The organism is Staphylococcus nepalensis (assembly GCF_002442935.1).
Lineage (GTDB): Bacteria > Bacillota > Bacilli > Staphylococcales > Staphylococcaceae > Staphylococcus > Staphylococcus nepalensis.
The window spans coordinates 2,710,447-2,725,752 of record NZ_CP017466.1; the positions used below are offsets into that span (position 1 = coordinate 2,710,447).

Here is a 15,306-nt window from a genome sequence, read left to right on the forward strand (position 1 = left end):
TAAAAGGAAAAGGTGATTATATGATATTAGATAACGTAAACCCAGAAGATTTATTTCCAACTGAGAAAAAAGGACCTGCCATTTTAGGGAAAATGGAATACCCTATCAACGGTATTGTAAAAACATATAATGCTGCTTATATTGCAACAAATGAACGTCTTATCTTAAATGTAGATATGGATGGCCAATTTTATTATAGAAATATCCGTTATGATGAAATAGAAAATGTTCAATTAGATGATGATACGCTAACAATGCGTTTTAGTATTGGTACTTTTCCTATTAAAAATTTAAATAAGCTTGATGCAGAAAAATTTATAAACTATATTAATGCATCGTCATAACGGATATACCTTTTGTATGCGCAAACGGACACTACGCAGTTAAGTAAACAATATATAAAATGGTTAGTGCGGCTTGTTTCCGTCTGTATTAATATCATCATATAGATTTTATAATATACTGGCGATGCCCAGATGACGAATATGACCGAAAAATTATAATTTAGAAATACACCCCCGGTCAAACATATTTATCCAAAACCAAAAGATTTTCAAAATAAAAATAGCCCTTCATTCAAAAATGAAAGGCTATTTTATTTTAACATTTGTATTTTTCTTGAATATGAATGGCATATAAATTCTATTATTGCCATAATGTAAAAGTACGTGCTCACGTATCATAATTTATTTTAAGTTGCTTTTATATTCATTCACTTTATCAGTCATATTTGCTTGGTCTGGTTCAAAATACCAAACGCCATCCGATTCTATTAAATTTTCACCATCAATAGACATTTTATCCATCGATTGCACCGCCTCTTTATAATCTGAATATAACGATTTCAGGTCTGCCACATTAAGGTTTGTTTTCACATTTTTTTCACTCACCTTAAGTATTTTATTTAGTTTAAATATGCTTGAAGATTCACGAGCAGATTGAGCTAATGCGTCAATTACTTGTCGTTGTCTTGCTGTGCGGCCTTCATCGCCACCAGCACCTTCTTCTTTACGACTTCTTACATAATTTAACGCTGAATCACCACTTAAATTCTCTTTTTTGCCTTCTTTAAAACTCGAGCCATTATAATTAAAAGTGGCATTACTCGTGACATTCACTCCATCAAAGATATCAATCATTTTTTTAAATCCATCCATATCGACAGTGACATAACTATCTATTGGTACATCAAGATTTTGTCTAATTGTGTCCATGGCTACTTTAGGACCTCCATAAGCGTATGCATGTGCAATTTTCTCATTACCTTCCACGCCTGGGATATCACTACTCATGTCTCTAGGTATAGAAATCAATTTTGTTTCTTTCTTTTCAGGATTGATAGATGCGATGAGTAGTGTATCTGTACGCTGACCCATATTGTCTGCTTCACGCTCTACATCTGAATCAACGCCGAATATCGCGATAGAAATTGGCTTCTTTGCTTTTATTTTCTCTTGGGTTGCTTTCGATTCTTTTCCAGTATTCTGTGGGTCATGTATAGATTGGTTTAAATGGATCAATTTATAAGTAAAATATCCTAAAACGATTAATACAAGGACCAGTATGATAATTAATACCTTACCTTTTCTCGTTAGTTTCATATTGTAACCCCCTTTCCTCTGCTAGTTTCAAACTCATTATCATTATTGTGATTATAATTAAACTGCCTAATGTGTCTGAAAAATAATGTGCATTAACATAAATTCTCGACCCCATCATCGTTACGATTAATACAATGCCAATACTTTTAAACCAGTTATTTTTCGTAATAAAAATAATTAAGCTGACTAATAAGCTCACACTTAGTACATGCATACTCGGAAAACTATAACCATCAAATTGCAAAGAGGGTCTTGGCCGTCCAACTGTATACTTCAATATTGTTCCAATAAAAAAAACGGAAAAGCTCCAAAAACCATATAGCATAAATTGCTTTTTATTTATAAAAAAGCGGAAAGCCAGAATAATTAACACAAATAATAAACAATTGAACGGAGAAAAAATATGAGCTATAACGTTCAGTGTTTGTGCAATTGAATCATTCGATAAATATTGTTTTAAAAAGTGATGCACGTAAACATCTATATTGAACATAAATCCGTTTGCTATTGATAATATAAGCAGAATAAGCCCTGAATATAATAATATTGAGACATATATTTTATTCATTTGTAACGCTCCTCTTTTTTAATTTCTCTAATAACGGCTAACATGCTACCTAAAGCGATACTAACGCTCAACATAGACGACCCTCCATAGCTTAATAATGGTAATGTGATACCCGTTAGCGGTATTAATCCTGAAACGCCACCCATATTAATAAATATTTGCATAAATAGATAACTAACCACGCCGATACATATCAGTTTATAAAAGTGATTATTCGTTCTATTAGCGTATATAAAACCTTTAAATATAATGTAACCATACATACATAATATGAGTAGTACGCCAACAAGACCTAATTCTTCAGAAATAACTGTGAAAATAAAATCTGTATGCGGCTCTGGTAAGTAACCTAATTTTAGAATTCCATTACCTAATCCACGTCCAAAAATACCGCCATTGCTAATAGATACAAGTGCATTGGTCAGTTGATACCCATCACCATTTTCATATTTGAATGGGTCTAAAACTACTTTGATGCGTTTCATTCTATATAAATTTTTAGAATCAAAAACCAATGTATAAAATATGTATATGAGTGTTGGTATAGATGTAACAGCTAATATTTGAATTTTGATTTTATTTTTTATATCAGAATACATTAATATCGAAGCGATAATTGCAACACTTAGTAACGTGCCGCCTAAATCACCTTGCATGAGTACAAGTACTAAACCGACACCTAGAATACCTAGTGGGGGAACTAAGTTTTTAATTTTATAATCTCGTTTGTTTGTTAACCGTTTATCCAAAATAAATGCAAGATAAAAAATAGCTACTAATTTCAAAAATTCTGAAGACTGAACACTAAATAATCCTAAGTTAATCCAATTCCTTGAGCCATTCACATCTTTACCAATTAAAAGCGTTAGGAAAAGTAATACGATTGTACTTAGAACTAAAAACTTTTGGGTGTTTGCTTTTTTTAATGCGTTAATATTAAAATACAGACTGATAAACAGCATTAAAATAAATCCCACAATAGCAAAAATATATTGTCTTTTCATAAAAAAGTTAGCCTCTATCGGTGCTCCACCAGTCAAAGACCCCTTTGAAGCCGAAACCATACTTGCACTATAAACCATGATGACACCAATAATACTTAAAATTATAAAACAACATAAAATGCCTAAGTCCAAATATTTAAAACGCGCTTTAAATCTCTTTATTATTTTTAACATTAACTTAACCCTTTCTTAAAATTACATTTACAATTCTGACATGTTTTAGCCTATATGACAATATTTTTTAGGTTTACCTAAATCTAAAAAGTTAATGTTTTAAATTCAAATTACATATATAACCATTGCTGATTGTCTGTTAAAAAATATACATAGACTTATTACCTTATGTTTTTACTAATATTTAAAAAATACATTATTGTGAGACATCGAACCAAGCATCCTAAAATTAATAAAATCCTTTGAATATTAAGCAAATAAAATTTTTTGAATATACAATAAATGTTAAAATGTTTTAAATTTAACCAGTTATGAGCGCTTCGTCATTTCACAAAAAGTTATATTGTGAGTGGATTTAACATTGAAGGTTGTTATATAGAAAAGTTAATTCACTCAGCTACTTAATTAAATATAGAAAAACGGATGATTTTACGTAAACAAAGTAAAAATCATCCGTTTTATAGAGTGACTGAGCCATAATTATAACTTAGTCACAAGTATGGTATATATAGGGTATAGTTAATACAAAAAGGTTATCAATTGTTATGCTAGCGACACTTACCCGCGAACTTTAACGCTCATATTCTTTCTCCCTGGTCATTAAACTTCTGAGGGAGGATGAAATTCATTTTAGAAAAATATGAATGCTGTCATGCTTTCTCATTGACTTAATTTGACAGTTTTTTCTTCAGAATATTGACGGGTCGCCCTTCTAACAAATCATCACCGATATATTGGTATCGGCATTGCATGTAAAGTGTTCGTGCTTTAGTATTATCGGTATTCACCGTTAAGTATATCTCGTTGATGTCTGGGTAATTTTGCATAACATATTGTGGTAATGCTTGTATAACTTGTTTTCCATACCCCATGCCACGGTATTTATAATCTATACTAAACGATCTAAAAAAAATCGCCTTAGGATTTTCCGTATATGGCGCTACGCCCTTGCTTCCATGCAAGGTAAAGAAACCAATACATTGCTTTTCAACGTTATATACTAATGTTGGATGACGTTCTTTATCGTGCATAGCTAGTTCAATATTTTCCAAAGGCGTTTTTGTGAATTTTCGGTCGTCTTTCGTTATATTCAAGTTTGCTACATCATCATGTAACGACGAATCATAGGGCGTCAAGATAACCTCAGAGCTTAAGTCTTTTTGTTTTGAAAATGCAATCCATGTTATTACAGCAGGCGCAATCTGCTCAGACTCGTTTTTATCAAACCATTTTAATGCAGTTATTTCTTGCGCTGGTTTAATCGATGACCATTCAATATCTAGCGTAGTAGAAAAACAATTCAGCTCTGTTTTAGTATCTTTTTGAGGGTAAGCATCTCCTATAACTGTACCTAAATAGCGAAATGTGTACGCCGGGATATCTAATTGTAACTCCTCGTTTATTTCCCTTTTCAAAGCTTGTACCATTGATTCACCTGGATCTATTTTGCCACCTGGAAAATAGTACTTCTTCCGATGTCTTGCTTGTACTAATAACAACTTATCGTTTGACTCAACTACTAAACATACACATTTTATCATCGTTAACATCTCCCTAGACAAGCATCTCACTAAAATCCAAACTATTTTTTTCTTTCAGCGCTTATGTTACCATAACCCGTTATTCAAGCAAACGTCTGTGTGTCGCTCATTAATGTTTTTCACTACAGACTTCTCTACGATTAATGTTATAATAAATCAATCTATTTTATAAACGGAGGACTTCACAAATGGCTAAAAAATCAAAACTTAACCGCATATCTAATACAATCAATTTTGCAGGTATTGCTGTAGAAGGCTTTAACTGGTATGCATATCAATCCAAAAATAAAAAATTACTTTATGTTAGCATGGCTATTACAAGTGTTGGTGCGCTACTAGATTTTTATACTGCCTTAAAATCACCTAAGAAGTTCGCTAAAATCTTTTCAACATTTACACTTGCAAGCACGTTGTTATCAACTGCAAAACGTATTAAGTCATTACGTCATGAACCATAAATTATAAAACGCCAATAAATAAGACGATGGATACTATAGCGCACTTGTTACATTTATAAAGCAAACAATTTTAATATGATGTATCTATCTGTAATAAAAAGCAAAAACCTTCACTATTTTCATTTTATTTAATGAAAACAGTGAAGGTTTTATTATTTATTACATTTGTTCAATGTGTCTCAATTCATTAATGAATATATTTATATGAACTTACTTGAGACGCAGGTATTGTTCTATATGTAACAACACCTGGCGCAGCGCTATAATTCATTTCAGAAACAGTAATACTGCCATTTGAGTTTACAGATTCTACAAATGCTACATGACCATAATACCCCATATCACTCTGTAAGATTGACCCCACAGTCGCCCGGTGATCTACAGTATAACCATCTCCTGGTGCAGCATTATCCCAGTTATTAGCATTCCACCAATATGTACTAATACCTTTACCAATTTGAGCACGTTTATTAAATACGTGCCACGTGCATTGTCCCCAATCGTACAAGTTAGAATGATTAAATACTGGTGTTTGATACCCAGTTGAACCCGTAGATGTACCTGAACTAGCTGTACCAGATATTTTCAATTTCTGACCTGGATAAATGTTAAAATTTGTAAGACCATTCAAACTCATAATTTTTTGATATGTTGTTCCATATCTTGCTGCAATGACTGATAATGAGTCACCTGATTTCACCGTATAAGTTATCGTACGTCCGTTCGTGCTACCTGAAGTATTTGAAACGCTTGTGGCAGCCGAACCAGATACTTTTAATTTTTGGCCAGGATAGATAGTGTGATTTGACAATCCATTTAAACGCATAATATCCTGATACGTTGTTCCGTACTTAGCAGCAATAGATGATAATGAATCTCCTGACTTCACGGTATATGTCGAACTGCTTGAACCACTAGTTGAAGTATTAGAGCTTGTTGACCCTGAAACTTTCAATGTTTGATTTGGAAAAATCACATTAGACGTCAAATGATTTAAAGACTTCAACTTTGCTACTGAAATATTATATTTATTTGCTATTGACCAAAGTGAATCTCCACTTTTAACTTTATACGTTGTAGCAGCATCTGCACTGGTAGCGTTAAAAGCCGCTAACGCACCTGTCCCAATTGCAGTCGCTATTATTTTTTTTCGCACTTATGTATACCTCCCAATATAAATCCGATACATTTTATGTCTATGACTCTTACTATTATACAATTCAATTTAATCATTTTGTATATAATTTGTATGACATTATTATTACAAAACAAAACTTTTGTTATTTTGTTGAAATATATAGGAGGCGATACATAAATTTCATTCTAACGTCTGTATATTAATATCAGTTATATTAAAAAATCGCTGCAAAAATTGCTTATAATTCTGCCGTGTGACACGTAACTTTTCTTTTTTTCCATATTTTGTAATCGTAAGATGGTCATTGGACATTGTCACTCTACCATATGGTTTAGCTTTGCTAATAATAAGTTTTTGTAAAAATATTGATTCCTCATTATATTGATTGAACGCAATGCCTTTTGCAAAATCATCCAATACTTTGGGATTATCTTTAAATTGATACTGTATTTGCCAATCCTTTTGGACTTCTTTTTTCATTTCAAATGTTTGAAAATCCTTTTTACTTACTTTAAATTTACCATTCACATCATCCACTATTGTATCTGGGGATGAAACAGGGATTGCTGCTTTTGGTACATCAGCATAGCCAACATCCACTAAATATTTTTTCTGATTTAAAATCACAATCAATGCCATATGTGAACCTTCCATAGCCCAACTCGAGCCGTTTTTAATTGTCGCAGACACTATATATACTTCAAAACCTTTAGCTTTTAAATATTGATAAAATAACCTGTTTTGTTCGTAACAAAAACCACCTCTGTGTTCATCAACAATTTTTTCTATCATGGATTTATTATCTAACGCAATAGGCTGTCTATTTTGAACATTTATATTCTCAAAAGGTACATTGAGCACATAACTACCAATATAATGATTTAAAGTTTCCAAATTAATATCACTGTACGATTGATGATCGATGCTCAGGTAATTTTCTAATACTTTAAAATCCGTCATACGAACCCTCCAAAATCCTATTATGCTTACTTCCATTCAAAATAAGGTTGCACATCAAACCACTCGATAAATTTCAAACTATATTGTTAAAAATATGATTGAAAAACGTACGAGCCCTATTTTTTACAATCTATAAGCCTTTATGACTGTTTCATTCATACACGCTTAAATCAATGTACACTTTTCATTAATATATTTGCTATCAACTCATATAATAAACGGTCACGCACACGATAAACAACTTTTTAATATTGACATCAACTACATAAATAGATATTGTATATGTCTATACAGTTATACAAAAATTCAGTAAAATTAATAAAAGTACCATGTTATATATTTGGTTCAATAATATGTTTTTTACATATATCATCAAACATGATATTTTATAGCTTAATTTTTCAGATTATTCACAATATATAGATATTTGATTTTTGGAGGAGATTATTTGAGTAAAGAAAAATCGCATAATGAACAACCAAAAGATTTGCGAATCCGAAGCAAAGTAATTAGCGAAGGAATAAGTCGTACGCCAAATCGCGCATATTTAAGAGCACTTGGTTTTGAAGATGAAGACTTTGAAAAACCAATGATTGGCGTCGCTAGTACTTGGGGCGAAGTTACACCTTGTAATATGCATATTGATGGTCTTGCACGTGCATCTAAACGTGGTATAAGTGAAGCAGGTGCTTCGCCATTAATTTTTAACACCATTACAGTTTCAGATGGGATTTCTATGGGTACTGATGGCATGCGCTTTTCACTCCCCAGTCGTGAAATCATCGCAGATTCAATTGAATCTGTAGTCAGTGCTGAAAATTTAGATGGCGTAGTAGCAATTGGTGGCTGTGATAAAAATATGCCAGGTTGTATGATTGGTATCGCCCGCCTTAATCTGCCAGCTGTTTTTGTATATGGTGGTACCATATTACCCGGAAAATTAGATGGGAAAGATTTGGATGCTGTATCCGCATTTGAGGGCGTGGGTCAATACAACAATGGAGAAATAGATAAAGAAGCATTACATAAAGTAGAATGTGCAGCATGTCCTGGAGCTGGATCGTGCGGAGGCATGTTTACAGCCAATACGATGTCTTCTGCTATAGAAGCGATGGGCATGAGTTTACCTGGAAGCGCGTCACATCCAGCTGTATCTACAAATAAATCTAAAGATAGCCGTGCAGCAGGGAAAGCTGTTTATCATTTATTAGAACAAGGCATTTATCCTAAAGATATCATGACTAAAGAAGCATTTGAAAATGCTATCACTGTAGTCATGGCGCTTGGTGGCTCTACAAATGCCATTTTACATTTATTAGCTATCGCCCATACAATCGACGTAGATTTGACACTTGATGATTTTGAAAAAATCCGTAAACGCGTACCGCACATCGCTGATTTAAGACCGAGCGGTAAGTACGTTATGGCACACCTTGATGAAGTCGGTGGTGTGCCAGGCGTTATGAAGTTACTACACGAAAATGGTTTAATCCATGGTGATTGTTTAACTGTAACAGGTAAAACAGTGGCTGAAAATTTAGAACAGCAACCAAGTCTTTCTGACAATAAAGAAATCATTGATTTTGATCAACCGAAACATCCTACTGGACCACTTGTAATTTTGAAAGGAAATTTAGCACCTGAAGGCGCAGTAGCTAAGATTTCAGGTTTAAGTGTCACATATATTAAAGGGCCTGCTAAAGTGTTTGATTCTGAAACACAAGCAACTAAAGCAATATTGAGAGATGATATCAAACCTGGGGATGTGGTAGTCATTCGCTATGCTGGACCAAAAGGCGCGCCAGGCATGCCGGAAATGTTATCAGCTTCTTCCATTTTAGTAGGTAAAGGATTAGGAGAATCTGTAGCATTATTAACTGATGGGCGTTTTTCAGGGGGTTCACATGGCCTTGTAGTAGGCCATGCGGCACCAGAGTCTCAAGTTGGTGGACCTATGGCACTACTTGAAGAAAATGACATCATAACAATTGACGCTGAAAATTTAGAAATTAGTTTTGACGTGCCTGATGAAGAGCTAGAACGTCGTAGCAAGGCATGGCAAGCGCCTGCATTAAAAGAAACACGCGGTACATTAGCAAAATATGCTAAACTCGTATCATCTGCTTCTAAAGGGGCGATTACAGATTAATTGATCAATATTTTAAGCATTATCATCAAATTTATATATGATGGTAATGCTTTTTGTATTTCTTTAATAACTATAATATTTTTTATATACTCATTTGCCTTTATCTGTATAAAAGCGAATTTTAAATTTTGAAACATTTTATTTCAAAGTAACTTATATAATTTCTCTTTCTTAAGTTCTTCATTTTCATTTTAAAAACATTATTGAATCTTACTTTAAAACCAATATAACTTGTTAAATAATATGGTACTCAAATATAAAGCTATCTAGAACACTTTTGAATTCTCTATTGTTTTATTTTTTTATTAATTGTCATTTCAGAATAATTTTTTGCTATTCAGGGATTTTCAAACAAAATTTTGCACAATTCTTTTATAGTGAAGTTAACAAATAAAAGCGAGGTGAGATACATGAGCTTTATCATTGATATCATCAAAAAAATCGTTGGTTTATTCACAGGCAAATAATTTCTAATCTCTCTAAAGGGTCTGATACGCCATGTATCAGATTCTTTTTTGATTCCATTGATAAATAGATTTATAGCATTTTTCTAGTAATTACCTTTAAAAACACTACTTATAAAACGCATATAATCCACTTGCTCCTAGTAGTAATGTTGCGTGAATTTAGTTTTTTGTTCTGCTTTTCTAAATCTTAATATTCTAACAAGACAAGCCATGTTACTCAAAAATTTGATATCTATCTTGTATCTAGCTTCATAAAATTAGAAAGTATGTTTTGAGTTGTTCAATCTTACCATTCTATTTTTAAAACACCCATTTTAATCGCGTCAAAGTATCAACCATTGACTGTTTTAGCTTCACGAATACATACTTCTTCTTGCATGCCTACTTTTTCAGCTAGCTTTATCATCCGTCTATTACAAGACCAAATTGAAATACCCAGCCTATGTATAAAATTTTGTTTGAATAAATAATCTATCCATATTTTAAAAGCTTCTGTGCCAATGCCAGATTCCCAATCATTATTATCAGAAATTACAACGCCTACTTCTAACCAATTCGTGTTTTCATCAATTCAATAAACATTTACTGTGCCTATAAAATGCCCATCAACTGCGATTGCCGACATGCTTTCAATATTATTTGAAATATAGCAATGGTTTTTTTACGTATTCTCGAACTTCATTTTCAGTCATGTATTTTGCTTTAATATAGGGGGATTCTATTTTTTTGCTTTCTGTTTAAGTTCTTTATATTTCCAAAAATATAATTCTTTCATTAGAAATGCGTCTATAGTTATTAATTCACCACGTGAAAATGCCATGCTCATCATACCCTTTCTCTAAAAACAAGGATAAGAAACCGAAAACATTCCGTTTGATTTCCTATCCTCCTGCTTATATTTCGTGGTCAAGATGCTTCTTAATATTAAATGAAATTGACTAAGTGTATGGATCATAAAGTGCACCACGTATCCTATTAGTCAACGCAATTATTTTTTATTCAGCGCTATATATCATATTTTATTATTTATGAAAATAAAGTCTTAATAATATTGAATAATGAACCTATTAGATCTAAGAAATCTCCACTCATCATTTTCTCCTCACTTTCTTTAAATATACTTATTTCATTATGTTAAGCTTCTAACGCTTCATTCTTCACTAAATCTGATGCAATTTGCTCATAAAGTTGACTTAATTCTGCTTGTGAACGCTTCGTATCATTGTTATCTTGGCCAACGAAATCTGCATGATCCCAGCCATGCATAATCGGTGTCACTTGCCAAACACCTTTTTTGATATTATCCGAAGCTTCAACAAAATTCTGATTAAATGGATGGAGAGCAGAAATCGTCGAAACCAGCCCATCATTCACACGCCAATCTTTTTCTGCTGCTTTTCCAATCACATTACCTGTAAGTACCATACCTAAAAACATATTAATATCTGATTTTTGTCTACCAAATAGTCCATCTCTGGTAGATTCACCTGTATATGTTTTATAAACAATATTAGGATTTAATGATGTCTTTTTATTTAATTCAGTGGCGCCTGCTCTTGTTAAATCATAAAAACCATTGTCATTTGTGGTCCATAATTTGCTATCTTTTAAGCGATTAACATATTGACTATACGTCTCATCGTCTTTTTGTTGTAACCCCCATTGTGCTAAACCAAAATCAACGTTTGAATATTTATTACCCTTTAATTTTGTATAATCGAATGCTACTTGTCTAATTAATGCTTCGTTTCCTAATTCATCTGCAGCATGTGTGCCATTATGTGGTGTAGCTAATGTCGTAATAGAACTAATCATATTATCATGATTACCTTGGAATAAAGGAGATATCTCTCCACTATGTTGTTTTTGATATTCAATTTCTTCTGAGTTACCATTGCGCAAATATTCTTCCATTTGCCTAATCGTTTGGCCGCCCATGCTATGACCTACTAAATGTACTTTTTGACCTGGTTGCCAATCTTTATATACACCTTCATATGTTTTTCCGTAGCGATCATGACCATATTTTTCAGCATGTGCAGCACCATAATCTACCGTGCCGCCTTTAATGTAATAATACAGCTCTACTGCTCTGTCATGGTTACTGCTAAGAGCCCCGATACTTGCCTCATACGCGTTATAACCTTTTTGCTCTAAATCTTGTTGGATATTTAATTTATCGCCGCCCCAATAATGAGGTAAAACTGAAGGCTTAATATCGTCTGTAAATCCATTAAAACCATGTACTAAAATAATAGGATCTTCGTTGTTATATTGACTTTGTTTTGCTTTCTTTGTAGGTTGTTCTTCTGATTTTTCATAGGTTTGTTGCTCGGTTTGATTATTTGTAGTTGCCATTGCATTTTTCTTAAGTAAAGTTAAATTTTTATCCTGTTCATCTTTTTGTTTATCGCTTTGTCTTTCTTTACTGCCTATTTGATTGTTTTTTAAATCTTCAAATTTAACTGGTTGATTTACATGCGATTGCATGGTACTTCCGTCAACTGCCGACACTTTGTTTTTGTCATTTTCATTATTTTCCAGGTCTACTTCGTTCGATGGCTCTGTTTTAATTTTATCGCTTTCGTTATATTCCGGGTCTACTTCGTCCGAGGCTTCTGTTTTGTTTTTGTCATTTTTATTATTTTCCGGGCCTACTTCGTTCGATGGTTCTGTTTTAGTTTTATCGCTTTCATTATATTCCAGGTCTACTTCGTCCGAGGCTTCTGTTTTGTTTTTGTCATTCTCGTTATATTCCGGAGCTGCTTCGTCCAAGGCTTCTGTTTTGTTTTCGTCATTCTCGTTATATTCCGGGTCTACTTCGTTCGAGGCTTTTGTTTTGTTTCTGTCATTCTCGTTATATTCTGGGTCTACTTCGTTCGAGGCTTTTGTTTTGTTTCTGTCATTCTCGTTATATTCTGGGGCTTCTTTGTTTAATGTCCCTTCACCCACGTCTTCCAGTTCAACATTCGTTTTATCGTTATGTAAGCTGTGTTCACTTGAAGTTTGTTCATCATTCTTCAAATCATTTTTTTCATTAACCAATATATGACTTTGTGCATCCCCTGTCGCCCCACTACTTTTAATTCCCTCAATATTATCCTTGTCATTTTGACGCTCAATTTCACTCATTTGGCTATTTGTCTCTGCAGCTTGTACACTATTATCTATACCTATCAATAACAATGAACCTATTAAAATAGATGATGCGCCAAAAGTGAATTTACGAATACTGTACTTATTTTTTCTTGGCTCCATACATAACACCTCTTGATTAATAAATTTTGACGATTAAAATAAGCTTCTTTTTCCCTAAATGAACAAATTCAATATAAAGCGTGGAATTAACTCAAAAAACTTACCAATAATTGCTTTCATAACGTTTAACCTCCTCAATAGAAAACGCTTTCAAAAATATAAAAAAATAATTATCTATTAAAAATAGGTGGTTTAAACTATACTCAATTTTTAATAAATAATTTGGTTAAATTATACTAAAAACAAAAATATAGTCAACAACATAAATGTTAAACATATATTTTGCGCTGATTTGACATTTTATCAAATACAACGCCCCCTTCTACTAAGCAGATCACATTCCATGAATACTTAATAAACGGGGACGTTCGCACGAGTTTATTTCTATATAAATTGCACAACAAATATTAATATAATTACAATTGGTAAAATAAATTTAATTAAATAATACCATGGTATAAATAATTTAAATCTATCATTTCCAAAGTGTGCTTTTAACTCTTGTTTATTTAATAATTGACCTACCACAAGCGTAGTGCCTAACGCACCTAAAGGCATTAAAATATTAGAAACAAGAAAGTCCATATTATCAAAAATAGTTCCTGCAGCAAACTTGATATGATTCAAACTTCCAAATGATAATGTCGCTGGAATACTGATGATAAAAACAAGCAAACTCATATAAAATGCCACAGGTTTACGTTTTGAATTATCATTTTTCGTAAAGTTTGAGACATTGAGTTCAAGTAATGAAATCGAAGACGTCAATGCTGCAAATAAGAATAATATTAAAAAGATTAAATAAAATCCTTGACCATATGCCATTTGATCAAACACTTTTGGCAATACTTTAAATAATAAACCCGGGCCTTCAGTTGGACTATAACCAAAAGCTGAAATCGCAGGGAATATAGCTAAACCAGCTAGTATCGAAACAAGAATATTCATCGCTACTATCGAGATAGCCGATGTTTTAATTGTCATTTCCTTGGACGCATAGCTAGCATAGGTGATCATCCCTGTTGTTCCTAAGGAAAGTGTAAAGAATGATTGACCAAGTGCAAATAAGATGCCCTCAATGGATATGTCTTCTACACGTGGTTGTAATATATATTTCAATCCTTCAAATGAACCCTCAAGAGATAAAGACTTAGTTACTATGATAACTAAAAAGATAAATAATAATGGCATCATAAATTTGGATGCCTTCTCTAATCCTTTTTCTACACCCATCATGACGATAATCATCGTTAATAAAATAAATATGCCTTGACCAACGATTGTTAACCATGGGTTACTAATAATCGATTCAAATTGAATTTGTCCTAATTGGCCTGCGTTCAATGACAATATTTGAAGCGCCACATTGAAAATATAAATGATAATCCAACCGCCGATAACACTATAAAATCCAAATAATATAAATACAGCCAAATTACCGTTCCAACCAATAATATTCAACCATTTTTTATTTGTTAATTTTTCATAAATTTTAGTTGTATAGGTTTTGCCCATTTTACCTACTGTAAACTCCATCATTAATAATGGAAGACCCACAAACAATGTAAATATTAAAAACATTAATAAAAATGCGCCGCCCCCATATATGCCTGCCATATATGGGAATTTCCACATTGCACCTAATCCTATAGCAGAGCCCGCACTCGCTAATATGAAGCCCATCGAAGACTTCCATTGTGATTCATTATGCATAAGTCCATACATCCTTTATTTTTTCATTAAACTTTATCACGTTAAAGCGTTTATGTAACATAGGAACTACTATAACATTTTTTTGAATTGAGCTCAATAGGTAATTATGCTATGTCCTCTTTATCATATGATATGACAAGGTTTAAGTATTTAATATAAATACTTATAAACAGCTATGCTGACCAATTTCAAGTGTTTAATTTTCTGAAATTTCATTGAATTCGTATAACTTTTATGTTATATTAATGTATGTTTTGCAACAATTAATTATATAA

At 32.6% G+C, this 15,306-nt stretch carries 12 protein-coding genes; 3 read left to right on the forward strand and 9 right to left on the reverse strand.

Annotated elements, in window-relative coordinates; all coding sequences use genetic code 11:
• The first annotated feature begins 20 nt into the window (after positions 1 to 20).
• Positions 21 to 344, forward strand: coding sequence for a PH domain-containing protein (locus tag BJG89_RS13005; protein ID WP_096811244.1), 324 nt, complete (start codon positions 21 to 23; stop codon positions 342 to 344).
• A gap of 342 nt (positions 345 to 686) precedes the next feature.
• On the opposite strand, the gene BJG89_RS13010 is transcribed toward BJG89_RS13005, so the two are convergent.
• The 4 genes from BJG89_RS13010 to BJG89_RS13025 all read right to left on the reverse strand — a co-directional run bounded on the left by BJG89_RS13010 (position 687) and on the right by BJG89_RS13025 (position 4,888).
• On the reverse strand, positions 687 to 1,601 hold the full coding sequence (locus BJG89_RS13010; protein ID WP_096810989.1) for an LCP family protein: 915 nt from the start codon (positions 1,599 to 1,601) through the stop codon (positions 687 to 689).
• Complete coding sequence (locus BJG89_RS13015) at positions 1,579 to 2,169, reverse strand: phosphatase PAP2 family protein (RefSeq protein WP_096810990.1); 591 nt, start codon at positions 2,167 to 2,169, stop codon at positions 1,579 to 1,581. The genes BJG89_RS13010 and BJG89_RS13015 overlap by 23 nt, the downstream gene beginning before the upstream one ends.
• A complete protein-coding gene (locus BJG89_RS13020; protein WP_096810991.1) occupies positions 2,166 to 3,347 on the reverse strand; it encodes an FtsW/RodA/SpoVE family cell cycle protein in 1,182 nt (393 codons plus the stop codon). Before BJG89_RS13020 ends, BJG89_RS13015 begins: the two co-directional genes overlap by 4 nt.
• Positions 3,348 to 4,015: 668 nt before the next feature.
• Positions 4,016 to 4,888, reverse strand: coding sequence for a GNAT family N-acetyltransferase (locus tag BJG89_RS13025; RefSeq protein WP_096810992.1), 873 nt, complete (start codon positions 4,886 to 4,888; stop codon positions 4,016 to 4,018).
• A 188-nt stretch (positions 4,889 to 5,076) separates the two neighbouring features.
• Between BJG89_RS13025 and BJG89_RS13030 the strand changes: the two genes are divergently transcribed.
• Complete coding sequence (locus BJG89_RS13030) at positions 5,077 to 5,346, forward strand: hypothetical protein (protein WP_096810993.1); 270 nt, start codon at positions 5,077 to 5,079, stop codon at positions 5,344 to 5,346.
• A 187-nt stretch (positions 5,347 to 5,533) separates the two neighbouring features.
• On the opposite strand, the gene BJG89_RS13035 is transcribed toward BJG89_RS13030, so the two are convergent.
• The gene (locus tag BJG89_RS13035) at positions 5,534 to 6,502 is read right to left on the reverse strand and encodes a LysM peptidoglycan-binding domain-containing protein (protein WP_096810994.1); all 969 of its coding nucleotides are present in this window, start codon (positions 6,500 to 6,502) and stop codon (positions 5,534 to 5,536) included.
• 162 nt (positions 6,503 to 6,664) lie between these two features.
• Positions 6,665 to 7,444 carry an arylamine N-acetyltransferase family protein gene (locus BJG89_RS13040; protein WP_096810995.1) on the reverse strand — a complete coding sequence of 260 codons (780 nt, stop codon included), beginning with the start codon at positions 7,442 to 7,444 and terminating at the stop codon, positions 6,665 to 6,667.
• A gap of 448 nt (positions 7,445 to 7,892) precedes the next feature.
• Between BJG89_RS13040 and ilvD the strand changes: the two genes are divergently transcribed.
• On the forward strand, positions 7,893 to 9,593 hold the full coding sequence (gene ilvD, locus BJG89_RS13045; RefSeq protein ID WP_096810996.1) for a dihydroxy-acid dehydratase: 1,701 nt from the start codon (positions 7,893 to 7,895) through the stop codon (positions 9,591 to 9,593).
• A gap of 798 nt (positions 9,594 to 10,391) precedes the next feature.
• Here ilvD and BJG89_RS14845 read toward each other — a convergent pair.
• From BJG89_RS14845 to BJG89_RS13060, 3 genes are all read right to left on the reverse strand, one after another.
• A complete protein-coding gene (locus BJG89_RS14845) occupies positions 10,392 to 10,631 on the reverse strand; it encodes a GNAT family N-acetyltransferase (protein WP_257790618.1) in 240 nt (79 codons plus the stop codon).
• 563 nt (positions 10,632 to 11,194) lie between these two features.
• Positions 11,195 to 13,318 carry a YSIRK-targeted triacylglycerol lipase gene (lip, locus tag BJG89_RS13055; RefSeq protein WP_096810997.1) on the reverse strand — a complete coding sequence of 708 codons (2,124 nt, stop codon included), beginning with the start codon at positions 13,316 to 13,318 and terminating at the stop codon, positions 11,195 to 11,197.
• Between the two features lie 384 nt (positions 13,319 to 13,702).
• Positions 13,703 to 15,031 carry a sodium-dependent transporter gene (locus BJG89_RS13060; protein ID WP_096810998.1) on the reverse strand — a complete coding sequence of 443 codons (1,329 nt, stop codon included), beginning with the start codon at positions 15,029 to 15,031 and terminating at the stop codon, positions 13,703 to 13,705.
• Positions 15,032 to 15,306 lie beyond the last annotated feature (275 nt).

What these genes read in the sequence shown, in the direction of transcription:
- BJG89_RS13005 (WP_096811244.1), top strand. Translation starts at nt 21, where the DNA reads ATGATATTAGATAACGTAAACCCAGAAGATTTATTTCCAACTGAGAAA.
- BJG89_RS13010 (WP_096810989.1), bottom strand. Translation starts at nt 1,601, where the DNA reads ATGAAACTAACGAGAAAAGGTAAGGTATTAATTATCATACTGGTCCTT.
- BJG89_RS13015 (WP_096810990.1), bottom strand. Translation starts at nt 2,169, where the DNA reads ATGAATAAAATATATGTCTCAATATTATTATATTCAGGGCTTATTCTG.
- BJG89_RS13020 (WP_096810991.1), bottom strand. Translation starts at nt 3,347, where the DNA reads ATGTTAAAAATAATAAAGAGATTTAAAGCGCGTTTTAAATATTTGGAC.
- BJG89_RS13025 (WP_096810992.1), bottom strand. Translation starts at nt 4,888, where the DNA reads ATGATAAAATGTGTATGTTTAGTAGTTGAGTCAAACGATAAGTTGTTA.
- BJG89_RS13030 (WP_096810993.1), top strand. Translation starts at nt 5,077, where the DNA reads ATGGCTAAAAAATCAAAACTTAACCGCATATCTAATACAATCAATTTT.
- BJG89_RS13040 (WP_096810995.1), bottom strand. Translation starts at nt 7,444, where the DNA reads ATGACGGATTTTAAAGTATTAGAAAATTACCTGAGCATCGATCATCAA.
- lip (WP_096810997.1), bottom strand. Translation starts at nt 13,318, where the DNA reads ATGGAGCCAAGAAAAAATAAGTACAGTATTCGTAAATTCACTTTTGGC.
- BJG89_RS13060 (WP_096810998.1), bottom strand. Translation starts at nt 15,031, where the DNA reads ATGCATAATGAATCACAATGGAAGTCTTCGATGGGCTTCATATTAGCG.